Genomic DNA, 26,985 nt, shown 5'->3' with positions numbered 1-26,985 from the left:
TCACTTGCCCCTCTCGTCCAGCGCCAGGTCGACCAGTGCGTCCAGGTCCATCGCCGCCAGTTCGTCCGCACCTGTGCCCGCACCGTTGCCCACGCCGGGCAGCTGCCCTTCGGTGTCCGGCCGAGTCGGGGCGGCGCATTCCAGCACCCGCTCCAGGAGGCCCGCGCTGCGCAGCCGGTCGATCGGGACGGTCCGCAGCACTTCGCGGATCTCCTCGTCCTCGGCCGGGTCGGCCGGGCCGTCCGGGCCGTCCGGGCCGTCCGGCGGTTGGGGACGCAGCAGGCCGAAGAGGTGTGCGCCCAGCTCGCGTGGTGTCGGGTAGCTGAACACGAGTGCGGCCGGCAGGCGCAGCCCGGTCGAGGAGGCCAGGCGGTTGCACAGTTCGACCGACGTCAGCGAGTCGAATCCGAGGTCCGTGAACGCCTGGTCCGCTTCGACGGCCGCGCTGGACGGGTGTCCGAGCACGATGGCCGCCTGTTCGCGGACCCAGTCGAGGGCTGCCGCCGTCGCCTCGCGCTCCGGCAGGGCGGCCAGCCTGGCGGCCAGGCCGACGGAGCCGCTGCCGCTGGTCGTGCTCGTCCGGTTCCGGCGTGGACGGCTGCCGTCCACGAGGTCGCGCAGCAGGGGCGGCAGTTCGTCAGCGGTCCTGTTCCGCAGCAGGGAGAGGTCCATCCGGGCCGGGATCAGCACAGCCTTGTCGAACGTGCACGCCGAGTCGAACAGGGCCAGTGCCTCGGCGGTCGGCATCTCGGCGATGCCCAGCCGCCGGACGCGCGAGAGGTCGGCCTCGTCCAGGTCCTCGGTCATGCCGCTGCGCTGCTCCCACCAGCCCCAGCACAGTGACGTGCCGACCAGGCCGGACGCCCTGCGCCGCGCCGCGAGACCGTCCAGGAACGTGTTCGCCGCGGCGTAGTTCGCCTGTCCCGCGGTGCCGAGCGTGCCCGCCAGCGCGGAGAACAGGACGAACGCCGAAAGGGTGTGTCCCCGGGTCAGCTCGTGCAGGTTGACCGCACCGCCTGCCTTGGCGCTCAGCACACGGTCCAGGCTCTCCGCGGTCAGCGACTCGACGGTGCCGTCCGCCAGCACACCGGCCGCGTGCATGACCGCCGTCAGCGGGTACGCGGCGGGCATGTCCGCGAGCAGGCCGGCCACGGCGTCGCGGTCCGCGACATCGCATTCCACGACCCTGACGAGCGCGCCGGCCGCCTCCAGGTCCGAGACCAGGTCGGCGGCGCCCGCGGCTGCCAGGCCCCGCCGGCTCGCCAACAGCAGGCTGCGTACACCGTGTTCGGCGACGAGGTGCCGCGCCACCAGCGCGCCCACTCCGCCGGTCCCTCCGGTGACCAGCACGGTCCCACCGCCGAAGCCGTCGCCCAGCTCAAAAACGATCTTCCCGACGTGGCGGCCCTGGCTCATCTCGCGGAACGCCTTGCGCGCGTCGCGGATGTTCCGGACGGAGACCGGGTTCAGGTGCAGCCGTCCGTCGGCGAACAGCTCCATGACCGCTTCGAACATCTCATGGATCAGGTCCGGGCCCGCCTCGTAGAGGTCGAAGGCCTGGTAGTCGACTCCGGGGTGATCGGCCGCCACCCGCTGGGGGTCGCGGATGTCCGTCTTCCCCATCTCGATGAAACTCCCGCCGCCGGGAAGCACCTTCAGCGAGGCGTCCACGAATTCGTGCGCGAGGGAGTTCAGGACGAGATCCACGCCACGGCCTCCCGAGGACGCCAGGAACGTGTCCGCGAACTCCAGAGTCCGCGACGACGCCAGGTGCGCGTCGTCCAGTCCCACGGCGCGCAGGGCGGGCCACTTGGCCGGGCTGGCGGTTGCGTAGATCTCGGCACCGGCGTGCCTCGCCAGTTGGACAGCGGCCATCCCGACACCGCCCGCCGCGGCGTGGATGAGGATCCGTTGCCCCTTCGCGAGCTTCGTCAGGTGGCAGAGCGCGTAGTAGGCGGTGAGGAAGGCACCCGGTACGGACGCCGCTTCGGCGTAGCTCCACTCGTCGGGGACGGGCATGAGCATCCGGTGGTCCGCCACCGCCACGCGGCCGAAGGCGCCGGAGAAGATACCCGTCACCCGGTCGCCCGGCGAGAGTCCGGTGACGTCGTCCGCCACCTCCACCACTGTTCCGGCGCCCTCACTGCCGAGCCCGGCGTCGATGGCTGTTCTCTCCACCAGTCCCAGGGCGATCGTGACATCGCGGAAGCTGAGCCCCGCGGCGTGTACGGCGATGCGCACCTGGCCGCTCGTCAGGGGCGCTTCCACCTCGGGGCAGGGAACCCAGGTCAGGTTCTCCAGTGTCCCCTTCTTGAGAATGCCCAGCCGGTGCGCGCCGGCCGCCGGGGGCTCCAGCTGGTTGTGCGCGGGCGCGGCCGTCGCCATACGGGGGACGAGGTATTCGCCCCCGCGCAGCGCCAGTTGGTCCTCGCCGGCGGCGAGCGCGTCCGGGAGACGCGCCCAGGAGACCGCCTCGTCGTCGGTGTCCACCAGCCGGAACCTGCCGGGGTGCTCGGTCTGGGCGGAGCGGATCAAGCCCCACACGGAGGCGCCGGGGAGGCTTTCGACGCTCTCCCCTCCTCCGGTGTCGAGAGCCAGGCGGGTGAGGACCACCAGCGTGGATCCGGCGAGCGGCTCGGCGGCGAGGAATCGTCTTACTCCGTCCAGGACACGCGTGTCCGCGCTGCCGACCTCGCCGAGCACATCGGTGTCGGCGGTGGCGGTGGCGGTGGCGGTGGCGAAATCGTCCAGGCACAGGACGATGTGCCGGGGTGCCTCCCCGGAGAGGACCTCGTCCAGGGACTCGTACAACTCGGCATTCTCGTCGTCCGCCTCGCGGAGCCTGGCGGCCAGGCCGTTCTTCGTACCGAGTACGGCCCACCGGCCGCGGTCGGTCCGCCGCTTGTCCGGCTGGGCCGGCCGCCATCGCAGTTCGTACAGCGACTGCTCGTGGCCGCCGCGCACCGACCGCAGTTGTTCGGCGCTCGCCGGCCGGAACGTCAGCGCCTCGATGTGAGCGACCGGGCGGCCGTGCTCGTCCGCGACGGCCACTGATACGACGCCGTCGCCGACCGGGGAGATCCGGACCCGTACGCTCGGGCCGCACTCCCCGAGCAGGTTCACCCCGGACCACGAGAAAGGCATCCACGCCTGGTCGCCGGCCACCTCGATGAGGCCGCCGGCCACCACCGCGTGCAGCACGGAGTCGATCAGCGCCGGATGCAGCGTGAACCCGGCACCGGCCGCGCTCTCGGCGGCCATCGGCAGTGTGGCCAGCGCGAGGAGATCGGCGTCCCGCCGCCATACCTCTCGCAGTCCGAGGAAGGCCGGGCCGTAGACGAAACCGGCGTCCGCGAAGGAGTCGTAGAGGCCGTCGACGTCGAGTCGTTCCGCCCCGGCCGGCGGCCACACGGCAAGAGAGCGCCCGTCATCGGACCCCGCGGCCGTCCCCGGTGTGCTCGGCGTACTTGGTGTCCCTGGTGTGCTCGGCGGCAGGCTCCCCGTCGCGTGGCGGGTCCAGCCACCGGTCGTCCGGTCGTCCCCGCCGTGCCGCGAGTACACGTCCAGGGAGCGGCGCCCCGTCTCGTCGGCCGCACCGACGACGACCCGCAGCTGTACGTCACCCGAGTCGGGAAGAACCAGGGGAACCTCCAGGGAGAGTTCCTCCACCCCCTCGCACCCGACGAAGCCGCCCACCCACAGGGCCAGGTCCAGGTAGGCCGTCGCCGGGACGACGACCGCGCCGAACACGGCGTGATCGGCCAGCCATGCGTGGGTCCGCAGGGACCACAGGTCGGTGAACACCACCTCGTCGGTGCCGGGGTGGTCCACCACAGCGCCCAGCAACGGGTGTTCCGGGGCAGCCAGCCCCGCGGAGGCCACGTCCGCCCCGTCCGTCCCGGCCCGGAAATCCAACCAGTACCGCTGCCGCTGGAACGCGTACGTCGGAAGGTCCACCCGCCGCCGACGCGCCCCGAACACGGCGTCCCAGTCCACGGCCACGCCCTGGGTGTGCAGTTGTGCCAGCGAGCCGACCAGGGCGTCCACCGCGCCGCGGTCCCGCCGCGACGCCGACAGGACCACCGCGTCGTCCACGTCCTCGCCGGCGAAGGCCTCCTTGAGGATGCCGGTGAGGGTCGATCCCGGTCCCACTTCGAGGAAGACGTTCGCACCGGCCGCGCGGGCGCACTCCACGCCGTCGTGGAAGCGAACGGGTTCGCGCACGTGGTTCACCCAGTGCTCCATGGAGGTCAGCTCCTGGAGCGTGGCCTCGCGGCCCGATCTGGTGGAGACGACCGGGATCGACATAAGGCCCGCGGACAGCTCTCCGATCGATCCGGCGAACTCGTCCAGGACCGGGTCCATGAGCGGGGAGTGGAACGCGTGGTCGACCTGCAGCAGTTTGACCGAGGTGCCGCCGGCGACGAGCCGGTCCCGGAGGGCGAGGACCTGATCGCGGATGCCCGAGACCACCACCGATCCCGGCCCGTTGACGGCGGCGATACCGATGCGGTCGAACTCGGGGAGCGCTGCGCTCACTTCGGCTTCCGAGGCGCGTACCGCCAGCATGGCACCGCGCTCGCCGACGGTCTGCATGACCAGTCCGCGAGCGGCCACGAGCCGTGTCGCGTCGGCGAGGTCCAGGGCTCCGGACACGTGAGCGGCGGCGATCTCGCCGATGGAATGACCGACCAGGTGGTCCGGTGGCCGACAGAACCTCACCAGGAGCCGGTACAAGCTGACTTGCAGGGCGAACAACGCCGGCTGCGCGATGTCTGTCCGGTCGGCTCGGTGTTCCTCGGGTGAGTCGGCGAGGAGCAGGGGCTTCAGGTCATAGGGAAGGTGTTCGTCGAAGTGTTCGCAGATCTCGTCGAGGCTCCGCGCGAAGACCGGGAAGGCGTCATACAACTGCCGCCCCACACCGGCCCACTGCGACCCCTGACCCGGGAACATGAAGACCACACCACCCAGGTCCCCGGCGACACCCCGCACCACCCCGGCGGACTCCGTACCGTCACGCAACGACGCCAGACCACTCAGCAACTCGTCCCGGTCACGCCCCAGCACCACCGCCCGATGCCCGAAAGCCGACCGGCTCGACACCAACGCCCCACCCACATCGGCGACATCCAAGCCAGGATCAGCGGCAACGAAATCACGCAGCTTCTCCGCCTGCGCCCGCAGCGCCCGCGCCGACCGCCCCGACACGACCCACGGCACCAACCCACCAAGACCGCCCGGCAGTTGATCGGCGACGGAGAGCACTGACCCTGCCTCCGGCCCGGGCTCAGGCTCGGGCTCGGGCGCCTCCTCCAGGATCAGGTGCGCGTTGGTGCCGCTGGCCCCGAAGGCGGACACACCCGCTCGCCGGGGCCGTCCCGGGGTGCGCGGCCACTGTCTGGCCTCGGTCAGCAGCTCCACCGCCCCGGCCGACCAGTCCACGTGGGTCGTCGGGCGGTCCACGTGCAGCGTCCTGGGCAGTACCCCGTGCCGCATCGCCATGATCATCTTGATCATTCCGCCGACACTCGCGGCGGCCTGCGCGTGGCCGATGTTCGACTTCAGCGAGCCCAGCCACAGCGGGCTGCCCGGGTCCCGGTCCTGCCCGTAGGTGGCCAGCAGCGCCTGCGCCTCGATGGGGTCGCCCAGTACCGTGCCCGTCCCGTGGGCCTCCACCGCGTCCACTTCGTTCGCCTGCACCCGGGAGTTCGCAAGCGCCGCGCGGATGACCCGCTGCTGCGACGGCCCGTTGGGCGCGGTCAGCCCGTTGGAGGCCCCGTCCTGGTTGATCGCCGAGCCCCGGATCACCGCCCAGATGGGACGGCCGTGGCGCCGCGCGTCCGACAGCCGCTCCAGCACCAGCATCCCGGCGCCCTCGGAGAAGCCGGTGCCGTCCGCCGCGTCGGCGAACGCCTTGCACCGGCCGTCCACCGCCAGGCCCCGCTGCCTGGAGAGCTCCCGGAACACCTGCGGCATGGCCATGACGGTGGTGCCACCGGCCAGGGCCAGCGCGCTCTCGCCCTGTCGCAGCGACTGCACCGCCTGGTGCACCGCCACCAGCGACGACGAGCACGCGGTGTCCACCGACACCGCCGGGCCCTCCAGACCCAGCGAGTACGCCACCCGACCTGAGGCGACGCTCAGCAGCGAACCGGTCTGCCCGTAGCCCGAGATGACCTCGGGGGTGAAGAAGTGGTTCCCGTATCCGAAGTACGCCAGGCCGGCGAAGACGCCGGTGTTGCTGCCGCGCAGGGTCAGCGGGTCGATACCGGCGCGTTCCAGGGACTCCCACGACGTCTCCAGCAGCAACCGCTGCTGCGGGTCGGCGGCCAGCGCCTCGCGTGGGTTGATCCCGAAGAACTCGGCGTCGAAGTCACCCGCGTCGTACAGGAAGCCGCCGGAACGTGTGTAGCAGGTACCCGGCCGGTCCGGATCCGGGTCGTACAGACTCTCCAGGTCCCAGTGGCGGTCGTCGGGAAAGTCCGACACCGCGTCCTCGCCCGCCAGCACCAACTCCCACAACGCCTCCGGGGAGACCGCCCCGCCCGGGAAGCGGCAGGCGACACCCACCACCGCGATGGGCTCGGCGGCGGCCTCCGTGACCTCGTGCAGGCGCCGACGTGTGTCCATCAGCTCGATCGATGTGCGCTTCAGGTAGTCGAGAACTTCGGCATTGTCGTCGTTCGTCATCGCTCTCCCTGGCCGAGCTCCTGGTCCAGCAGCGAGAGAAGCTCGCCGGCTGAGGCCGAACTGATCCGGTCGGCGATGCCGTCCGGTGATCGATCGCCCACCATCGAACGGACTCGGCCCTGCAGTTCGGCGAGCAGAGTGGAGATGGTGGTCCTGTCCTCCTCGGCGAGTTCGAGGAACGCGTCCTCCAGCCGAGCGCCCAGTCCTTCGATCTCCGTGGTCAGGCGGTCCGCCGGAGATTGCGGCCCTGCACCGGAGTCGGGGGTGAGGGCTTCGTACAGGGACCGCGCGAGGGCGCTCGGGTTCGGGTGGTCGAACGCGAGCGTGGCAGGCAGCTTCAGGCCGGTCGCCGCGGCCAGCTTGTTGCGCAGTTCCAGCGCCATGAGTGAATCGACCCCCAGGTCCCTGAAGGCGACCACGGGACCGATCCTCCCGGTGTCGGCATCACCGAGGACGATCGCGGTCTGGGCCCGGACGGTGTCGAGCAGTACCGCCTCCGCGTCGGCCCGCGGCAGCGTTCTCACCCGCTGCGCGAGTCCGCCGTCGGTGAGCTCCCGGCTTCCCGGGCCGGCGGGTTCGGCGGGCGTCCCGAGCAGACCGCGCAGGAGCGGCGAGCCCGCCTGCCCCGTGTGGGGCGCGCCCGGTGCCGGGAGGTTCAGGCGCGCGGGCACCAGCACCGGCTCACCGCGCGAGATCGCCGCGTCGAAGAGCGCGAGCCCTTCGTGCGACGACAGCGGCAGCACACCCTGCCGTCGCAGGCGTACGACGTCCGCCTCGCGGAGGTCGGCGCCCGCCTCACCGCGTTCCGCCCAGAAACCCCAGCACAGCGCGGTGGCGGGCAGTCCCGCGGCCCGACGGGCTTCAGCCAGTGCGTTGAGGAACGCGTTCGCCGCCGCGTAGTTGGCCTGCCCGGCCGTCCCGAGCACACTCGCGACCGAGGAGAACAGCACGAACGCGGCCAGGTCCAGATGCTCGGTCAGCTCGTGCAGGTGCCAGGCGCCGTGCACCTTGGGCGCCAGCACCGTGTTCACGCGGTCCTCGGTCAGCGCCTCGACGACCCCGTCGTCCAGCACCGCCGCACAGTGGATCACCGCCGTCAGCGGGTACGCGTCGGGCATCGCGGCGATCAGCTCGGCGACGGACTCACGGTTCGTGACATCGCAGGCCACGATCTCGACCTGCGCCCCCGCCGCGGTCAGCTCCTCCCTCAGCGCTGCCGCCGCCGGCGCCGACGGCCCTCGCCTGCTGGTCAGAACCAGCCGACGCACCCCGTAATGCTCCACGAGGTGCCGGGACAGCATCGCCCCCAGACCGCTGGTACCGCCCGTGATCAGTACCGTCCCTGCCCCGAGCCCGGGAACGTCCGTTGCCCCGCTGCGGGACTCGGGCCCGGCGGCGGTGCGGTGGGCGTGTGCCAGTCGCGGGGTGGTCACGGCACCGGCCCGGATTCTGAGCTGGGGTTCTCCGGTTTCCGCCGCAGCCGGTATGCGAGCCCATGAAGCGGGCTGGTCGTCCGTGTCCACGATCGTGAACCGGCCCGGGTTCTCGGTCTGCGCGGTGCGTACGAATCCCCAGATCGCGGCCGCCGCGGGGTCGGGGTGGGGAACCTGGTCGTCGGCGATCGCCCGCCGCGTCACGATGACCAGGCGGGAGTCCGAGAACCGGTCGTCACCGAGCCAGTCCTGAGTCCACCGCAGCACACGGTGGATGTTCCGCTCGACGTCGGCGGGTGTGCCGCCGTCACCCGGGCCCGCCCGATCGATACCGGCGATGACGACAGGGGGGACCGCCCGGCCGGAAGCGGCAAGTTCTCCGAGGCCACCGACGACCGCGTCGTCCTGTCCCAGGGCCGCGGTGAGTGTGCCGGACGCGCCCAGCACCGCGTACCTGCCCGCGGCTTCCCCGGACGGCACCTGAAGGGGTGCCCAGTCCACCCGGAACAGCGAGTCCTGGCGGTCGAAGCCCAGCTCGGTCAGCTTCTCGACGTCTGCGGGCCGCAGGCTCAGGGAGTCGACGCCGCCGACCGGTACTCCGTTCCGATCCGCGAGGGCCACGGACAGCGTGTTCTCCCCCACGGGCGCGAGACGGACGCGGAGCACACCCGGCCCGGCGGAGTTCATACGGAGCCCCGTCCAGCGGAACGGCAGCCAGCCCTCCGGCCGGGAGTTGTCGACGAACTGCCCCAGGCCGATCGGGAGCAACGCGGCGTGGAGCAGCGCCGGGTGGACCCGGAACCGGCCCGGATCCGAGCCGTCGTGCGAGGGAAACTCCACCTGCGCGAACAGGGTGTCGCCGCGCCGCCACACCTCCTTCACACCACGCGACAGCGGACCGTTGCTGAACCCGAGGGCGGACAGCCTGGCGTACTCGTCCTCGAAGGGCACGCGGACCGCGCCCGCGGGAGGCCAGGAAGCGAGGCTTTCCTCCCCCCGGGTTCCTCCGGTGTCGGTGTCGGACCCGACGACCCCGACGGCGTTCCGCAGCCACCCGGATTCGCCTTCACCCCGTGAGTGGACGCTGAGCACACCCTTGCCGTCGACCACGACACGGATCTCGCGATCGGCCGTCCGGGACAGCACCAGCGGTGTTTCCAGGGTGAGTTCGTCGACGAGATCGCACCCCGCCTTGTGCGCCGCCCACACCGCCAGGTCCGCCAGTACCGTGCCCGGGACCAGCACGGCGCCGTGCACCACCTGATCGGCGAGCCACGGATGGCGCTCCGGCGACAGGCGCCCGCTGCCCACCACCGCGCCGTGTCCTCCGTCGTCGGGCAGATCGATGACGGCATCGAGAAGGGGGTGGTCGGATGTGCTCCCGGTGGTGGTGTCCTGGGGTGTGTTCAGCCAGTAGCGCTGCCGCTGGAAGGCGTACGTGGGCAACTCGACCCACCGGCCGTCCCAGCCCGGGAACACCGCCTCCCACGACACCTCGACCCCCGCCACGAAGGCCTCGGCCACCGATCGGTACAACCGTGCCGGTCCGCCGTCGCCCCGGCGCAGCGAACCCACCACGACCCCGTCGGCGCCGGGGGTGCTGTCGAGCATGTCCTGGATATTGATCGTGAGCAGCGGGTGCGGGCTGACCTCGATGAACGCGCCGTACTCCTCTTCGAGGAGGCGTCTCATGGCGGCTTCGAACTGGACCGGTTCGCGCATGTTGCGGAACCAGTAGGCCGCGTCCAGCTCCGCGGTGTCGACCGGCCCACCGGTCACCGTCGAGTAGAAGGCCACCGGTGAGGACACGGGTGTGAGCGGGCCCAGCTCGTCCAGGAGCCGGTCCTCGAACTGGTCCATCAGCGGTGAGTGCCCGGGGACGCTCGCCGGGATCCACCGCGCGCGAGCGCCTTCGGCCTCACAGATCGCGACCAGTTCTTTGACCGCCGAGGCCTCCCCCGAGACCGTCGTCGAGTACGGTCCGTTGACCGCGGCGATCACGGCCCGGGGCCCCACCCGCCCCAGCAACTCCCGAACGCGGTGTTCGGGCAGCACGATCCCGGCCATGCCGCCGTCCTGGGCGGCCGTGGCCAGCAGTCGGGACCGCAGCGCCACGATCTTGGCCGCGTCCTGCAGCGTCAGGGCGCCCGCGACGCAGGCCGCGGCGATCTCACCCTGGGAGTGACCGATCACCGCGTCCGGGGCCACCCCCAGCGAGCGCCACAGCTGCGCCAGCGACACCATCACGGCGAACAGCACCGGCTGGACGACGTCGATCCGGTCCAGGTCCGCCGCCTCCGGTCCCCCGAGCAAGGTGTCGATCAGCGACCAGGACACCCAGGGCGCCAGCGCCTCCGCGCAGGCCCGCAGTTGTTCGGCGAACACCGGGCTGGACTCCCACAACTCCCGCCCCATGCCCGCCCATTGCGACCCCTGGCCCGGGAACACGAACACCGTCCGGCCCACCGGCTTCGCGACGCCGGAAACCACGCCGACGGGATTCCTGCCCCCCTCGGCGGCGGCGGTCAGGCCGGCTAGCAGGGCGCCCCGGTCCGCGCCGATCACCACCTGGCGGTGCTCGAACAGGGATCGCGTCGCCACCAGCGAATACCCCACCCCCGCGACCGGCAGGTCCGCGTTCGCCGCCACGCCGTCCCGCAGCCGCAGCGCCTGCCCCCGCAGCGCCTGCGCGGACCGCGCCGACAGCACCCATGGCACCGCCGCCCCCGGGGCGGGTGCCGACGGTCCCTCCGACACCCTCGTACTGGACGTGGTCGGGCTTTCGCCCGGTGCGGCCGAGGGGGTGCCTCCCGGCTCCACGGCCGGACGGGCCACGGTCGGACGGGCCACAGCCGGAAGAGCCACAGCCGGGCGGGCCACGACCTCCTCCGCCTCGGGCGCCTCGGGCATCTCGGGCGCCTGCTCAAGAATGAGGTGCGCGTTCGTGCCGCTGACCCCGAAGGACGACACCCCCGCCCGCCGGGGCCGTCCCGGCGTACTGGGCCACTGTCTGGCCTCGGTCAGCAGTTCCACCGCCCCGGCCGACCAGTCGACGTGCGGGGTCGGGCGGTCCACGTGCAGCGTCCTGGGCAGAACTCCATGGCGCATCGCCATGATCATCTTGATCATCCCGCCGACGCCGGCCGCCGCCTGGGTATGGCCGATGTTCGACTTCAGCGAGCCCAGCCACAGCGGACTGTCCGGGTCCCGGTCCTGCCCGTAGGTGGCCAGCAGCGCCTCCGCCTCGATGGGGTCACCCAGCCTCGTGCCGGTCCCGTGCGCCTCCACCGCGTCCACCTCGGCGGCCGAGAGACCGGCATCGGCCAGGGCCGCTCGGATGACCCGCTGCTGGGCCAGTTCGCTGGGCGCGGTCAAGCCGTTGGAGGCCCCGTCCTGGTTGATCGCCGAACCCCGGATCACCGCCCAGATCCGACGCCCGTGCCGCAGCGCGTCCGACAGCCGTTCCAGCACCAGTGCGCCCGCGCCCTCGCCCCAGCCGGTTCCGTCGGCGGACTCCGCGAACGACTTGCACCGTCCGTCGGCCGACAGTCCGCGCTGCCGGGCGACCTCCACGAACAGCCCCGGAGTCGGCAGCACCGACACCCCGCCGGCCAACGCCAGCCCGCACTCCCCCGACCGCAGTGACCGCACGGCCTGCTGGACGGCGACCAGCGACGACGAGCACGCGGTGTCCACCGACACCGCGGGACCCTCCAGACCCAGCACGTACGCCACCCGGCCGGAGGCCACGCTGGTGTACGTCCCCGCGATCGCGAACCCCGCCACCTCGCCGGCCGCCCCGCCGCCCATCCGCGGACCGTAGTCGACCCCGTAGATCCCGGTGAACACCCCGGTCGCCGACCCCCGCAGCCCGGCCGGGTCGATACCCGCCCGTTCCAGCGCTTCCCACGACGTCTCCAGCATCAGCCGCTGCTGGGGATCCATCGCCAGCGCCTCTCGCGGGCTGATGCCGAAGAACGCCGGGTCGAACTCCGCGAGATCGGGCAGGAATCCGCCCGAGCGCGTGTACGTCTTCCCGTGCGCGTCGGGGTCCGGGTCGTACAGCCCCTCCAGGTCCCACCCGCGGTCCGACGGAAAGTCGCCCATCGCGTCCACACCCTCGGACACGACTCCCCACAGTCCTTCGGGGGACGTCACCCCACCCGGGAAGCGACACCCCACACCCACGATCGCGATGGGCTCGCGAGCGGACTCCTCCAGCTCGCGCACTCGCTCGCGCAGTGCCTGCGCGTCGCCGACGGCGCGTCGCAGGTAGGACCGGAGCTTGTCGACATCCTCCACCAGGGCCTCCCCCAACAGTCGCTTGGAAAACGGGTGTTGCTACACGTATCCGCGGTCGATCAATGCGTACAAATCGTCGTCACTACGGTTTTCCGCCCTCGTTTCCTCCACTGCTTCCACTGCTTCGGGAGCTTCGGGCGCCTCGGGTGCCTCGGGTGCCTCGGGCTCCAGGAGGGTGAAGATGTGGCGGCCGAGCGTGCGCGGCGTGGGGTAGGTGAACGCGACCGTGGCCGGGAGTCGCACTCCGGCCGCCGTGGTGAGCCGGTTGCGGAGCCGCACGGCCATCGAGGAGTCGAAACCCAGATCCTTGAAGGTGTCGCCCGACCTCGCCGCGAGATCGGCGCCCGTCAGATCCGGCTTCTTCGTGCTCAGCACCGCTGCCGTCTCGGCGCAGACCAGCCGGAGGACCGACCGTTCCGAGTCCAACTCCGCTGCCGCGGTGCCGGTGGCGGCGCCCCCGTGCACTCCTGGGCCGATCCCCCGCGTGGCGGAGCCCGTGTTCGTGAAGCCGGTGTCGTCGTTCGCGGAGCCGGTGTCGTCGGGCGCCGTCAGCCAGTACCGCTGCCGCTGGAACGCGTAGGCCGGCAGGCCGATCCGGCGCGGCCGGTGCGGGGCGAACACCGCCTCCCAGTTCACCGGCACACCGCGCACGTACAACTCGGCCAGCGATGTCAGGACCTTGCCCGCGCTCCCGTCGTCCTTGTGCAGGGTGCCCACCACCACCGGCGAGGCCGACACCGCGTCGGCGGCCTCCTCCATCGCCACCTGGAGCACGGGGTGCGGACTGACTTCGACGAACACACCGCCGCGGTCGCGCATCAGGTCTTCGACGACCTCGCCGAAACGCACCGTCGAGCGCAGGTTGTCGTACCAGTACGAGCCGTCGAGCACGCGGGTGTCGAGTGCCTCCCGGGTGACCGTGGAGTGGAACGCCACCGCCGATTCCCTCGGCGAGACACCCGCGGTGTCCGCGAGCAGACGATCACGGATGCGTGCGACGTGGTGGGAGTGCGACGCGTAGTCCACCTGGACCCGCCGCACCCGGACGCCGTCACCGGCCGCCTCCGCGCCGAACTCGTCCAGCGCCTCGCCGTCCCCGGAGATCACCACCGACGCCGACCCGTTGACCGCGGCCACCGACAGCCGCCCGGACCACCGCGCCAACCGGTCGTGCACCCACTGCGGGGACGCGGCCACCGCGCTCATTCCGCCCGAGCCGGCCAGCTCGGTCAGTGCCCGGCTGCGCAGGGCGACGACCCGGGCCGCGTCCTCCAGCGAGAGCGCACCCGACACGTATGCCGCGGCGATCTCGCCCTGCGAGTGCCCCACCACGGCGTCGGGGTGCACTCCCAGCGACCGCCAGACCCGCGCCAGCGACACCATCACCGCGAACAGCACCGGCTGGACCACGTCCACCCGGTCCAGCGACGCGGCCCCCTGCACACCGGTCACCACGTCCACCAGTGACCAGTCCACCCAGGGCGCCAGAGCCCGTGCGCAGGCATCGATGCTGTGGGCGAAAACCTCCGACTCCGCGTACAGCTGCCTGCCCATGCCCGGCCACTGGGACCCCTGACCGGGGAAGACGAAGACGACAGGATCCACCGGCCCCGCGGCCACCCCATGGACAGCACGCGCCGAGTCACCGCCCGTCGCCAGCAGGTCCACGGCGGCCAGCGAGTCCTCACGGCCCTCGCCCAGTACCACCGCCCGGTGCTCGAACGACGACCGCGTCGACACCAGCGAATGCCCCACGTCGGCCGCCGACAGCGACGCGTCCGCGGCCACGAGATCCCGCAGCCGCGCCGCCTGCTCCCGCAGTGCCGACTCCGACCGCGCCGACAGCACCCAGGGCAGCACCGCGGAAGCACCCGTGGGCGCCACGTCCCCGCCTGGGGTGTGGCGTTCGGCCCGCACCTTCGGGGCCTGTTCGAGGATCACGTGTGCGTTGGTGCCGCCCATCCCGAACGCCGACACCCCTGCCCGCCGCGGCCGGCCGGGCGCGCCCGGCCAGGGTCGCGCGGCTCGGAGGACTTCGAAGTCCTCCTGGAAGTCCGGGATGGCGGGGTTCGGGGACCGGAAGTTCAGACTCGGAACCAGGTGAGCGCGGTCCACGCACAGTGCCGACTTCACGAAGCCGACGATGCCCGCGGCCGGCTCCAGGTGCCCGACGTTCGTCTTCACCGAGCCGATCATCAGCGGGCGGCGCCGCCCGGTCGTCCGGAACACCTCGCGCAGACCGGCGATCTCAGCCGGATCGCCGAGTCGCGTACCGGTGCCGTGGGCCTCGACATAGTCGACACCGTCGAACGGGACGGCCGCGCGTTCCAGAGCCGACAGCACAGCCGCCGCCTGCGCGCCGGGGCTCGGATCCGGCATCCTGCTGGACGCACCGCCGCTGCCGACGCCCCAGCCGCGGACCACCGCGTAGATGTGGTCGCCGTCGGCGACGGCGAGGTCGAGCCGCTTGAGCACGACGAACGCCCCGCCCTCTCCGCGGGCGAACCCGCTGGCCCGTTCGTCGAAGGTGAAGCAGCGGCCGTCGGGTGACAGGGCGCCCAGATTCGCCAGGCCGAGTCCCGCTTCCGGGTCGACGATCAGGTGCACGCCGCCCGCGATCGCCATGTCGACCGCGCCGCTCCGTATCCGGTCGCACGTCAGCGCCAGCGACACGAGTGAGGAGGACTGTCCCGAGTCCGCGCAGAAACTCATGCCGCGCACGTCGAACAGGTTCGAGATCCGGTTCGCGATCAACGCACCGCTCGAACCGAGCGCGGCGTAGTGGTCCTCCCGGTCGCTGCCGGACAGCTTGCGCAGCAGTTCGTACCCGGAGGGTGCGCTACCGACCACGACATCGATCTCGCGGCCCGCGAGCGCGGCAGCCGGGACACGGGCGTCCTCGACGGCCTCCCAGGCGAGTTCGAGACCCAGCCGCTGCACGGGGTCCATGGCGGCCGCCTCCGCCGGCCCCGCTCCGAAGAACTCCGCGTCGAAGCCGTCGATGGAGTCGAAGAACGAACCCGAGTTCAAGGTGTCGGCGTCCGGGTGGGTCGTGTGGTGCGCGTCGGCCGCCCGCCGCCCGGGAAACTCTCCGACGGTGGACTCCCCGTCGAGCAGCAGGCGCCAGAACTCCTCCAGGCCGTGCACTCCGGGGAAGCGGCACGACATCCCGATGACGGCGATGTCGGTGGCTGCGCCAGTCATGCGAATTCCTTCCGGTTCCCTCGGCGTACGGATCTGACGGCTGCGCTTGTGACGGGCCGCGCTGCTCTCATCGCCAAGAGGTCAACAACTTCCGCAGCTCGTCCGGCGCTTCCATGAAGTCGTAGTGGCCGCCTTCGACCACCCGGATGTCGACCGAGTCGGCGTACCGACGCCACCCCTGGAGGTCTTCGACGCTCACTTCGGGGTCGTCCCGCCACTGCAGTACGACGATGGGGCAGCCCACCGCCACCTGCTCGACCCGCCGGTAGGCAGCCGCGGCGGCGTGGTCGCGGAGCAGCACGGACAGGCCCATGTCGATCATGTCGGGACGCGGCTCGATGCCCCGGCCGCGGATGAACGCCGCGACCTCGTCCCGCAGTTCGGGCTCGGTCAGGGTGAGCATCCGGTCACGTGAGGCGTGGTGCGGTGCCGGCTGACCCGACACGAAGAGGCGGTCGGGCCCCGGCAGGCCGAGTTCGGCGAGGCGCAGCACGGTCTCGTACGCGGGCAGCGCGCCCGCGCAGTGTCCGAAGAACGCGAACGGCCGGTCGAGCAGCGGCGCCAGTGGTTCGACCAGGTCGGCGGCGAGCTTCTCGTAGGTGTCGTAGTGGGGGTGGCCGAGGCGGTTCTCGCGGCCGGGGAACTGCACCGGGCAGATCTCGACGTCGTCGATCGCGGCGGGCCAGGCACTGAAGGCGGAGGCCCCGGAACCGGAGAAGGGGAAGCAGAAGATCCGGGCGGAGTGGCCGGTGGAGTGCGGCCGGACGAACCACGGCGACGGGGCGGCGGAGCCGGAGGTCATGGCGTCCTTCGCTTCCGGGCGACGATGGGGAGGTGGGTCATCCCGGCGATGAAGTACGACCGCAGGTGCTGCGGTTCGCCGGCGAGGTCGATCGATGCGAACCGCTGGAGCAGTTCCTCGAAGAAGACGCGCAGGGTCATCCGGGCCAGCGGGCCCCCGATGCAGTAGTGCGGGCCGAACCCGAAGGCGACTTGACGGTTCGCGTTGCTCCGCGTGACGTCGAACTCGTGCGGACCGGTGAACTGGGACTCGTCCCGGTTGGCCGACCCGATCCACGCGACGACCGCCCCGCCGGCCGGGACCGTGCCCGCACCGATCCGGGTGTCCTTGACCGCGTACCGCATGAAATTGCACGCGGCCGATGTCCAGCGCAGCCCTTCCTCGACCAGGTTCGGGATCAGCGACGGGTCCGCCTGGGCCTTTTCGAACTGCTCGGGCCGCTCGATGAGCGCGAGCACCGTGCCCGAGACGGTGTGCGGCGTCGTCACGTTGGCACCCAGGAGGATGCTGTAGCCGTCGAGGGCGATCTCCTCGTCGGTCAGCGGCGCGTCACCCACCTGGACGTTCATGAGGTGGTCGAGCAGGCTCCCGTCCTCGCCGCCGGCCGACCGCCGCCGTGCGACCCACTCGGTGACGTAGGTGACCAGCTCGTGGTGGGAGATGGCCAGCGTCGCGGCTTCGCTGCCGTGCTGGAAGTGCGGGTCCGAGGGGGCTGTCACCATCGCGGTCAGCTGCACGAGTTCGTCCCAGTCCCGCTCCGGGATCCCCAGCAGCGGTCCTGTGACGATCGCCGGGAGGAGCAGCGCCTGCTCGGCCAGGTCGAAGGTGCCGCCGTCGAGCGCCGGTTCGAGGAAGCGCGCGATCGCCTGCCGGATCCGGTCCTCCCAGGGCGCCACCGCCCGCGCGGTGAGTTTGGCACCGATGGCCCTACGGACCTGGGTGTGCCGCGGTGGGTCGGTGGACGTCATGAGTTTGCCCGCCGCGACGTCGTCCACCCCGAGGTGGGTGACCACCGTGCCGCGTTCCGAGGTGAACTCCCGGTGGTCGCCGAGCACCCGGCACACGTCGTCGTAGCGGGTCACCGACCAGAACTCCCGCCCGTCCGGCAGGACTTGGTGATGCAGGGGCGCCTTCGCCCGCATCGCGTCCCAGATCGGGTGCGGATCGCCCGAGGTGTAGAGGTCCAGGTCGAACAGGTCGACGCGATCGAGGTCGATGTCGCGCCCGGCGCCCGGCGTCAACCTCACGTCCGCGCCCTCCCCTGCTCGATCAGCTCGGCGACCCGGGCCGGGGTCTTCGCGAGGTAGAACGCGCGCACGGACAGCTCGACGCCGTAGTCCCGGGACACCCGGTCGATGACGCGGATACCGATCAGCGAATTGCCGCCGACCGTGAAGAAGTCGTCGTCCGCCCCGACTTCACGACCGTCGAGGTGCTCCTCCCACAGCGCCGCGATCTCCCGCACGAGGGACGCCGGCGCGCCCGAGGGCGCGGTTTGTCGTTCCGATGCCTCGTGCTGTTCGCCTTGCTGGTGAACTCGCGGCAACGATTCCATTGCCAGCCCTTCCTTCCTTGGCCGAACGGGAATGCCCGCCCGTGCCGTCACGGCCTCTGAGGTCCGTTCCGCTGTCCCGCCGACGAGACAAACCCTTTGATCCGGGTGGGGCGGAGAGCGGACCTTTCGACAGTCCGGCTCTGGCCGTCGCGACGCCAAGGTAATTGGCCGGGGAAACCCGGTGCAAGAGAGGACAGTGCCCATCTCTGCCGGACACAGGTTGTCCCGCCGACAGGACAGTAATGCGGATGCTGCGCGCTCTGGATATCTCCCGCGCGGTGCGGCTAGCCTGCGGACTCTCCGCCGCCCGCCCCCTCCGGCAGCCCCGGACGGCACCGGACGCGGCCCGCGGGACTCCCCGGAGAAGCACGCCTCCCGGCCTCTTTTCAAGCCCATCCGGCGGATTTCGCGGATTGCCGTGAACAATCCGCAATCGGTTGTGGAGTTTTCGACGTTTCGCCAGCAAAGGAGAGCAGAAATGCCGCGCACACAGTGGGAACGGACGGCGCACGAACAGCAACACGAAGAGCACAATGCATCGACCCGGCAATATCTGATGTGCCGCCCCACGTACTTCGACGTCACCTACTCGATCAATCCGTGGATGGACCCGGATCGCCCCACCTCGGCACAGACAGGACTGGCCCAGTGGAAATGGCTGTTCGACACCTTCGTCGGTCTGGGCCACGACATCCGGCTGATCGAGCCCACACCGGGACTTCCCGACATGGTCTTCGCCGCGAACGGCGCCCTCGTCGTGGACGGCAAGGTGCTCGTCGCGCGTTTCCGGCACCCGCAGCGCAGGGACGAGTCAGCGGCCTACCTGGAGTGGTTCGGCCACGGCGGCTGGTCCACGGTCCGGCAGGCGGAGTACGTCAACGAGGGTGAGGGCGACTTCCTCTTCACGGGCGCGGAGATCCTGGCCGGCACCGGTTTCCGCTCCGACCTCAGGGCCCACGACGAGGTGCGTGAGTTCTTCGGTCGCCCCGTGCTCAGCCTGACCCTCGTCGATCCGCGGTTCTACCACCTCGACACGGCGCTCTCGGTGCTCGGGGACGGGCAGATCATGTACTACCCCGGGGCGTTCTCCCCGCAGAGCCGGGCAGCGCTGACCGAGCGGTTCCCGGACGCGATCCTCGCCGAGGAGGCCGACGCCGCCGTGTTCGGCCTCAACGCGCTGTCGGACGGCCGCAACGTCGTGCTGCCCCGGGCGGCGACCGGACTCGCGGATCAGTTGCGCGAGCACGGCTACCAGCCGGTGGGCGCCGATCTGACCGAGCTGTTGAAGGCCGGGGGCAGCGTCAAGTGCTGCACCCTCGAACTCCGCGAATGAGCCGAGAGCACGGCCGGTCGCGACAGCGCGGCGCGGCGTTGCCGGTGCACCCGGCTGCCGGTGCGCCCGCAACGTGAGGGCGTCCCCGACCGATGCGCCGGGCGCCGCTCAGCACCGGCCCGGCGCAGGCTCAGCGCCGCATCCGCGAGCGGGAGGCGCCGTGGCCGGTCGGGCCGCCGGCCCTGCCGGAGACTACTACCGGAGCGGGATGCCGGCGCCGACGTGACCGAGCCCTTGCGCCGCGGCGCTAACGACCGCCGGCGGACTCCGCCTCGATCACGTCCAGCACCTCCCGGGCCCGATCGACCAGGTACATGTGATCGCCCGGCAACTCCGTATAGCTGAACCCACCCGTGGTCGCGGTCCGCCACTGCTGCGCCTCCGCCGCGGTGACCAGGCCGTCGGAGCTGCCTCGGAGCGAGCAGATCGGCACCGACACCGGTTCGTCGGTGCTCGGGACGTAGTTCTCGTGCATCTCGCAGTCCGCCTGCAGCACGGGGAGGATCAGTTCGCGCATCTCCGGATGGTCGAGGGCCTCGTGCCTGAACCCGGCGAACTCCTCGACCCGGGCGAGGAACTCCTCGTCCGGGAGCCCGGTCGCCCGCCTCTCGCGCTGTGTCCACGGCCCCGGCGAGCCGCTGACGACCAGCCGCTCGACGCGCACACCGCGCGCGCTCAGCAGGTGCACCAGCTCGTACGCGAGCACCGCGCCCAGGCTGTGCCCGAACAGCACGGTCGACGCTCCCGCGCCGAGGGCCGCGGCAATGTCGTCGACCTCGTTCTTGGCCGCTTCGACGACATTGCGGTACGGCGTCTCCAGGAACCGCTTCTCCCTGCCGGGGAGGTCGACCGGGACCACGCGCCACCGGTCGGCGGCCGGCTCCCGCCACGGGTGGAAGAACGAAGGACCTGCTCCTGCGAAGGGCACGCACAGCAGCGCGGTCCCCTCCCGGTGTCCTGTGGACCTGCCGGGTTCAGTCATCCCGACCAACTCCCCTCATCCATTCGGTACTTCGGCGGGCCCGTCCGGGGTAACCGCCGCCCGGTCACTGTCCCAACGTGCGGTTGACGACCTCGAAGATCTCGGCCACCGGTGCGGGCATGTGCAGATCGGTGTGCTTGGCGTTCACCTCGTACTCGGCTATGGAACCGACGATGTACGGCCGCCACAGGGGCGCCCACGACCCCTCGTCCCCGTCCTTCAGCCTGGCGTTGAAGAACAGCACATCGCCGCGGTACACCGGTGATTCGTACGCCGCCATGACGGACATGTTGTTGGCCCCGACCTTCGCCATGTCGTCGAGGAAGTCACCCAGGTTGTCGGTGCTCACCATCTCGCTGAACACCTCCTCGATGGCCTCGTGGTACGCCTCCGGCTTCAGGTCGGCCATCTCCTTGAACCCGAAGGCGGGCTGGCTGTCCAGCAGGGCGAGGAACGCGACCTCGTGCCCGAGCCCGTCGAGGGCCGCCGCGACGGCGTGGGCGACGGTGCCGCCGTAGGACCAGCCGATGAGGTGGAAGGGGCCTTCGGGCTGGATCTCCAGCATATGGGCGAGGTAGTCGTCGACCATCTCGTCCACCGATCCCACCAGGGGGTCGGTGCCGTTGAAACCGCGGGACTGCAGCGAGTACGCCCGCCGGTCCTTCACATGCAGGACGAAGGTGAAGTACGCCCAGCCCAGGCCGCCTCCGCCGTGGAAGAACCACACCGGCGGCTTGCCCGTACCGGGATCGCTGTTCAACGGCAGGACGACCGCGAACGGGTCGGCCTGCTCGTCGGGAATGCCACCGACGAGCGCCAGCGCTGCCAGGCCGGCCACCGTGGAGTACTGCATGATCGTCCTGAGCGGGATCTCGACGCCGAACTCCTTGCGGATACGGACGCTGAGCCGGGTGGCCAGGAGCGAGTGCCCGCCGAGCGCAAAGAAGTCGTCGTCGATGCCGACTCTTTCCCGGCCCAGCAACTCGCCGAAGATGGCGCACAGTTTCTCTTCGTGGGAGTTGCGCGGCGCTCCGCTGCTCGTGGTGGTCGTGTGTTCCGAGGGAAGTGCCCGCCGGTCGAGTTTCCCGCTCGGGGTCAGCGGCATCTCCGACAGCGGCACCAGCGCGGAGGGCACCATGTAGTCCGGAAGGCGCCCGCGCAGATACTCCGGCAGCTCGGCGAGCAGAGGGCCGAGCGTGCGGGAGAGCCCGGGGTTGTTCACCCGGGTCCGTCCTGCCACGCCACTGGGAAGGAACGCCCCGGAGACCGTCCGCTGTTCGGGCAGCAGCACGGCGTCGAAGCCATGGACGACCTGGCCCGACCAGGTGATGACCGCGACCCGGCCCTGCTGCCGCGCCCAGGTGGCCAGCTCCTCTGGGTCGAGCGGCCTGCCGGACGCGGCGGCCGCACCGAGTACACCGGCGGAGGTCGCCGCGGCGGCCTCGTCGACCAGCCTGGCGTTCGGTATCCCGGTCACCCGCACCGGGCCGGCCGACCGCTCCACCCGGCGGCCCAGGTCGGCCAGGTCGGGCACCTCCCGGCCCCACGACGCCGCGGGGGCGCCGGTCAGGTCGAGTACGTCGGCCGGCTCCTTGTGGAGGACGACCTCGTACCGGTGCCGGGTCAACTCGTTGTGCGCCGCCCCCGGCTTCAGCTGGATGTCCACGCCGTCGGCGTGTTCGCGCGCCCACTCGGCGAACCATTCCGGTGCGACCACCAGCTCGCGTTCGGCGAGCAGCGCCTTCTCCACCAACGTACGCAACTCGTCCTGCGAGGCGTCGGGATACTGGGCGCGCTGCACCGCGGTGAGCAGGAGCCGGAGGGTCGTGGCGTTGCGGACGTCACCGACGATGACCCGGCCGCCGGGCGCGAGCAGTTCCATGGCCTGGCGCAGCACCTGGTCCAGGTACTCGGCGCTCGGGAAGTACTGCACGACGGAGTTGAGTACGACGGTGTCGAACCCTGCTCGGGGCAGCCCGGTGACATCGTCGGCCGCCTGCGCACTGAGCCGGACCCGGTCACCGAACCCGGCCCGCTCGGCCTGGGCCCGGACCCGCTCCACCACCGGGGCCGAGATGTCGGTGCCCCAGTACTCCTCGACCTCACCGACGATCTTCGCGAGCAGCAGACCGGAACCCACACCGATCTCCAGCACCCGCCGCGGCGAGAACCGCAGCACCTGCGCCACCGCCGCATCACGCCACTCCGTCATCTCCTCCAACGGAATCGGCTCACCGTCGTACGAGGACCTCCACAACTGGAAGTCCTCACCCAGCACTTGATCCTCGGAGGCCTGGTAACTGTCGTCGTAGACCTGCTGCCACTCCTGCACCTGGGCGTCGGCCGCGGCCTGCGCGGCATCCGGCTCGGGCACGACATATCCGACCAGGCGCTTGTCGTCCTGCTGGCCCTCACGCACGACAACCACAGCCTGCGCCACCCCGGGATGCGAGGCCAGCACATGCTCGACCTCACCCAGCTCGATCCGGAAACCCCGGACCTTCACCTGGAAGTCACTACGCCCGACATACTCCAACTGCCCGTCCGCACCCCACCGCACCAAGTCACCCGTGCGATACATCCGCACACCGGCCGGACCGTACGGGCAGGCCACGAACCGCCCCGACGTCAGCCCCGGACGCCCCAGATACCCACGGGCCAGACCCTCACCCGCGATGTACAACTCGCCCTGGACCCCACGCGGAACGGGACGCAGCGACGAATCCAGCACATACACCTGGGTGTTCCCGATGGGCGCACCGATCGACGGGATACCGGTCCCGGGCTCGACGGGCGCCATCGTCGACCAGATCGTCGTCTCCGTCGGGCCATAGACGTTGAACACCTCGGCGGCCTGACCCGCCAGGGTCTCGGCCAGCCGCGCCGGCAACGCCTCGCCACCCACCAGAACCCGCAGACCCCTCGCAGCATCCGGCTCCTGCATCAACAGCATCTGCCAGAACGCGGGAGTCGCCTGCACCGCCGACACCCCATGACGACCGATCAGCGCCACCACGGCCGACGGATCGGAAACGGTCTCCCTGTCCGCCAGCACCACACCCGCACCGGAGATCAACGGGAGGAACAGCTCCAGCCCCGCGATGTCGAACGAGATCGTTGTCACCGCGAGCAACCGGTCCGCAGGCGTCAACGGGAACCGGCGGCCCATCGTCGACAGGAAGTTCGCCAACGCGCCGTGCGAGACCGTCACCCCCTTGGGGACGCCGGTGGACCCGGAGGTGAAGATGACGTACGCGGCGTTGTCCGGCGACAACACCCGCACCGGATTCGTCTCCGGATACCCGGACGCCTCCGCAGGCACCTCGTCCAGCACCAGCAGCGGCCTCGCGATGTCCAGCACGCTCCGCACCCGGTCCTCGGGCAGCTCGGTGTCCACCGGCAGGTAGGCCGCACCCGCCTTCACCACCGCGTAGAGCGCCACCACCAGATCCACGGAACGCGGAACGCGCACCGCCACCAACCGCTCGGCGCCCGCGCCCTGCTCCATCAGCCAGTGCGTCAACCGATTCGCTCGCCGGTTGAGCTCCCCGTACGACAGCGTCTCCTGACCGCCCACCAGAGCGACCCGATCGGGATCACGCTCCACCTGGGCCTCGAACGCCTCCGGCAACGTGTCAACGAGCACCGGACACGCCGTGTCATTGACCCCCCGCACCAACCAGTCCCGCTCCTCCTCCGCCAACACCTCGACGGCACCCACCGGCACCGCCGGATCGGCGACCAGTTGCTCCAGGACACGGACGAACCGAGTGGCGACGGCCTCCACCGTGTCCCGGTCGAACAGCCGGGTCGCGTACTGGATGTCGCCCCGCAGCGTTCCCGAGTCGTCCACGGCCATGGCGAAGAACAGGTCGAACTTGGCGGTCGACGTGTCGATCTGCTCGAACTCCACCCGCAGACCGGGGAGTTCGAGTTGCCCCCGCTCGAAGTTCTGCCAGGCGAACATCACCTGGAAGAACGGCGAGTACGCCATGGAGCGGTCAGGGTTGACCGTCTCGACCAGCACCTCGAACGGCAGGTCCTGGTGCTCGTAGCCCGCCAGCGCCTTGTCCCGTACGCGCGCGAGCAGCTCGTCGAACGACGGGTCACCGGACAGGTCCACCCGCAGCACCAGAGTGTTGACGAAGGAGCCGACCAGATCGGCCAGCGCTTCGTCGGTCCGGCCGGCCGTCGGGCTGCCGATCGTCACATCCTCCCCACCGCCGAGCTTCTGCAGCAGCACCGCCAGCGCCGCCTGGAGGACCATCGACATCGACATCCCACGGCCGGCGGCCAGCTTCTCCAGCCCCGCCGTCACCTCCGGTCCCACCGCGAGGGCGACCGTGTCCCCGTGCGAGGCCGCTTCCACCGGTCTCGGCCGGTCCAGGGGCAGGCTCAGCGGCTGCGGCACCCCCGCCAGCTCCGTACGCCAGTAGTCGACCTGCGCCGCGGCCAGACTGCCCGGATCCGCCACGTCACCCAGCACCTCACGCTGCCACAGCGTGTAGTCCTTGTACTGCACCGGCAGCGGTTCCCACCCCGGCGCCCGACCGTCGAGACGGGCGGCATAGGCGTCGGCCAGATCCCGCGCCAGTGGCGCGCTCGAACTGCCGTCCATGGCGATGTGGTGCATGACCAGCACCAGCACGTGTTCCTGGGACGAGCAACGCAGCAGACTCGCCCGGAACGGGATCTCCGCCGCCAGGTCGAACCGGTACGCGATGGCCTCGTCGATCACACCGGACACCCCGTCGGACGCCACCTCGACCACCGGAAGCGGCACCAGTTCCTTCGACACCGGCAGGATCCGCTGGGAGGGTTGGCCGTCGGCGTCCGTCTCGTAGACGGTGCGCAGGACTTCGTGCCGCTCGATCACGTCGCTGAGCGCGGCCGCGAGGGCGTCCCTGTCCAGAGCCCCGGCCAGCCGGAAGGCCGCCGCCATGTTGTAGGTCTCCGCGGCCTCCTCCAGCTGATGCAGAAGCCACATACGACGTTGCGTGTATGACAGCGGGATCATCTTTCTCACTCCTCTACGAACATCCTGCGGAGACCGGGTCGGCGCGGCGCGGCCGATTCCTGCGACCACGCCGCGAGCGCGGCCGGTGTCGGCAGGTCGAAGATCTTGCGAATGGGTATTTCGATGCCCATCTCCGCGCGGGCGCGGCTGATCAACCGGGTGGCCAGGAGCGAGTGCCCGCCGAACACGAAGAAGTCGTCGTCGATGCCGACCCTCTCCAGGCCGAGCACCTCCGCGAACAGTGCGCAGAAGCTCTCCTCACGCGGGGTGCGCGGCGCCCGGCCGGTCGACACCTGCGCGTAGTCCGGCGGCGGCAGGGCGCGGCGGTTGAGCTTTCCGTTCGGAGTCAGGGGGATCTCAGAGAGCGGGACCACCGCGGCCGGCACCATGTACTCGGGCAGCCGCTCGCGCAGATGCTGGGGAAGGCCGGCGAGCAGGGGGCCGATCGTGCGGGAGAGCCCGGGGTTGTTGGCCCGGGTCCGCCCTGCCACCCCACCGGGTACGAACGCGCCGGAGACCGCCCGCTGTTCGGGCAGCAGCACCACGTCGAAGCCGTGGACGACCTGGCCCGACCAGGTGATGACCGCGTCCCGGCCCTGGCCCCGCGCCCAGCGCAGCAGTTCCTCCGGATCGACGGCCCTGCCGGACACACCGCCCGAACCCAGCACACCCGCCGTGGTGGCCGCGCCGACCTCCTCGGCCAGCCTGGCGTTCGGTATGCCCGTCACCCGCAGCGGTCCGTCGCCCGCGCGGGCGAGTCGGCCGCGCAGTCCGGCCAGGTCGGGCACCTCCCGGCCCCACGGCACCGCGGGGGCGCCGGTCAGGTCGAGTACGTCGGCCGGCTCCTTGTGGAGGACGACCTCGTACCGGTGCCGGGTCAACTCGTTGTGCGCGGCACCCGACTTCAACCGGATGTCCACGCCGACGGAACGGTCCGCCGCCCATTCGGCGAACCACTCCGGCGCGACCACCAGCTCGCGTTCGGCGAGCAGCGCCTTCTCCACCGACGTACGCAACTCGTCCTGTGTGGCATGAGGATGTGCTGCCCGCTGCACCGCGGTCAGCAGGACCCGAAGAGTCGTGGCGTTGCGGACATCGCCGACGACGAGCCGTCCACCGGGCACGAGGAGATCCAGGGCCCGGCTCAGTACCCGGTCCAGATAGTCGACACCCGGGAAGTACTGAATCACCGAGTTGAGTACGACGGTGTCGAACCCTGCTCGGGGCAGCCCGGTGACATCGTCGGCCGGTTGGGCACTGAGCCGGACCCGGTCACCGAACCCGGCCCGCTCGGCCTGGGCCCGGACCCGCTCCACCACCGGGGCCGAGATGTCGGTGCCCCAGTACTCCTCGACCTCACCGACGATCTTCGCGAGCAGCAGACCGGAACCCACACCGATCTCCAGCACCCGCCGCGGCGAGAACCGCAGCACCTGCGCCACCGCCGCATCACGCCACTCCGTCATCTCCTCCAGCGGGATCGGCTCACCGTCGTACGAGGACCTCCACAGTTGGAAGTCCTCACCCAACTCCTGGTCCTCGGAAGCCGTGTAGGTGTCGTCGTAGACCTGCTGCCACTCGTCCACCTGGGTGTCGGCTGCGGCGGGTGCGGTGTCGGGTTCGGGCACGACGTATCCCACGAGGCGCTTGTCGTCCTGCTGGTCCTC

9 protein-coding genes and 1 pseudogene are annotated in these 26,985 nt (G+C 71.0%); 1 reads left to right on the top strand and 9 read right to left on the bottom strand.

Annotated elements, in window-relative coordinates:
• The 6 genes and pseudogenes from IE278_RS23495 to IE278_RS23470 all read right to left on the bottom strand — a co-directional run bounded on the left by IE278_RS23495 (window position 1) and on the right by IE278_RS23470 (window position 17,986).
• Entirely contained in the window at window positions 1-6,690 is a 6,690-nt protein-coding gene (locus IE278_RS23495; protein WP_189775230.1) for a type I polyketide synthase, read from the bottom strand.
• Window positions 6,687-12,410, bottom strand: a pseudogene (locus tag IE278_RS23490) (type I polyketide synthase); the annotation flags it as partial. The gene IE278_RS23495 and the pseudogene IE278_RS23490, both read right to left, overlap by 4 nt.
• Before the next feature lie 54 nt (window positions 12,411-12,464).
• Window positions 12,465-15,629: a type I polyketide synthase gene (locus IE278_RS23485; protein ID WP_189775228.1), complete on the bottom strand. Its 3,165-nt coding sequence runs from the start codon at window positions 15,627-15,629 to the stop codon at window positions 12,465-12,467.
• A 67-nt stretch (window positions 15,630-15,696) separates the two neighbouring features.
• Window positions 15,697-16,431: a thioesterase II family protein gene (locus tag IE278_RS23480; RefSeq protein ID WP_189775227.1), complete on the bottom strand. Its 735-nt coding sequence runs from the start codon at window positions 16,429-16,431 to the stop codon at window positions 15,697-15,699.
• Entirely contained in the window at window positions 16,428-17,678 is a 1,251-nt protein-coding gene (locus IE278_RS23475; protein ID WP_189775226.1) for a cytochrome P450, read from the bottom strand. The genes IE278_RS23480 and IE278_RS23475 overlap by 4 nt, the downstream gene beginning before the upstream one ends.
• A complete protein-coding gene (locus tag IE278_RS23470; protein ID WP_189775225.1) occupies window positions 17,675-17,986 on the bottom strand; it encodes a phosphopantetheine-binding protein in 312 nt (103 codons plus the stop codon). Before IE278_RS23470 ends, IE278_RS23475 begins: the two co-directional genes overlap by 4 nt.
• Window positions 17,987-18,464: 478 nt before the next feature.
• Here IE278_RS23470 and ddaH point away from each other — a divergent pair, with 478 nt between their 5' ends.
• A complete protein-coding gene (gene ddaH, locus IE278_RS23465; protein ID WP_189775224.1) occupies window positions 18,465-19,319 on the top strand; it encodes a dimethylargininase in 855 nt (284 codons plus the stop codon).
• Window positions 19,320-19,566: 247 nt separating this feature from the next.
• Here ddaH and IE278_RS23460 read toward each other — a convergent pair whose 3' ends face one another.
• From IE278_RS23460 to IE278_RS23450, 3 genes are all read right to left on the bottom strand, one after another.
• Window positions 19,567-20,301 (bottom strand): thioesterase II family protein, encoded by a 735-nt coding sequence (locus tag IE278_RS23460; RefSeq protein ID WP_189775223.1) that lies wholly within the window; start codon window positions 20,299-20,301, stop codon window positions 19,567-19,569.
• Between the two features lie 64 nt (window positions 20,302-20,365).
• On the bottom strand, window positions 20,366-25,318 hold the full coding sequence (locus tag IE278_RS23455; protein ID WP_189775222.1) for a non-ribosomal peptide synthetase: 4,953 nt from the start codon (window positions 25,316-25,318) through the stop codon (window positions 20,366-20,368).
• Window positions 25,319-25,323: 5 nt separating this feature from the next.
• Window positions 25,324-26,985 (bottom strand): SAM-dependent methyltransferase (locus IE278_RS23450; protein WP_189775221.1); only part of this gene is annotated, 1,662 nt, incomplete at its 5' end.

Origin of the sequence: Streptomyces tauricus, from assembly GCF_014650955.1 — a bacterium.
GTDB classification, from domain to species: Bacteria; Actinomycetota; Actinomycetes; order Streptomycetales; family Streptomycetaceae; genus Streptomyces; species Streptomyces tauricus.
Note: the sequence above shows the minus strand (reverse complement) of the source record. Positions and strands in the feature narration are given on the sequence as shown.

Excerpts from the sequence above, each read along its gene's own strand:
- IE278_RS23480 (WP_189775227.1), bottom strand. The coding sequence starts at position 16,431 with ATGACCTCCGGCTCCGCCGCCCCGTCGCCGTGGTTCGTCCGGCCGCAC.
- IE278_RS23495 (WP_189775230.1), bottom strand. The coding sequence starts at position 6,690 with ATGACGAACGACGACAATGCCGAAGTTCTCGACTACCTGAAGCGCACA.
- ddaH (WP_189775224.1), top strand. The coding sequence starts at position 18,465 with ATGCCGCGCACACAGTGGGAACGGACGGCGCACGAACAGCAACACGAA.
- IE278_RS23455 (WP_189775222.1), bottom strand. The coding sequence starts at position 25,318 with ATGATCCCGCTGTCATACACGCAACGTCGTATGTGGCTTCTGCATCAG.
- IE278_RS23460 (WP_189775223.1), bottom strand. The coding sequence starts at position 20,301 with ATGACTGAACCCGGCAGGTCCACAGGACACCGGGAGGGGACCGCGCTG.
- IE278_RS23470 (WP_189775225.1), bottom strand. The coding sequence starts at position 17,986 with ATGGAATCGTTGCCGCGAGTTCACCAGCAAGGCGAACAGCACGAGGCA.
- IE278_RS23485 (WP_189775228.1), bottom strand. The coding sequence starts at position 15,629 with ATGACTGGCGCAGCCACCGACATCGCCGTCATCGGGATGTCGTGCCGC.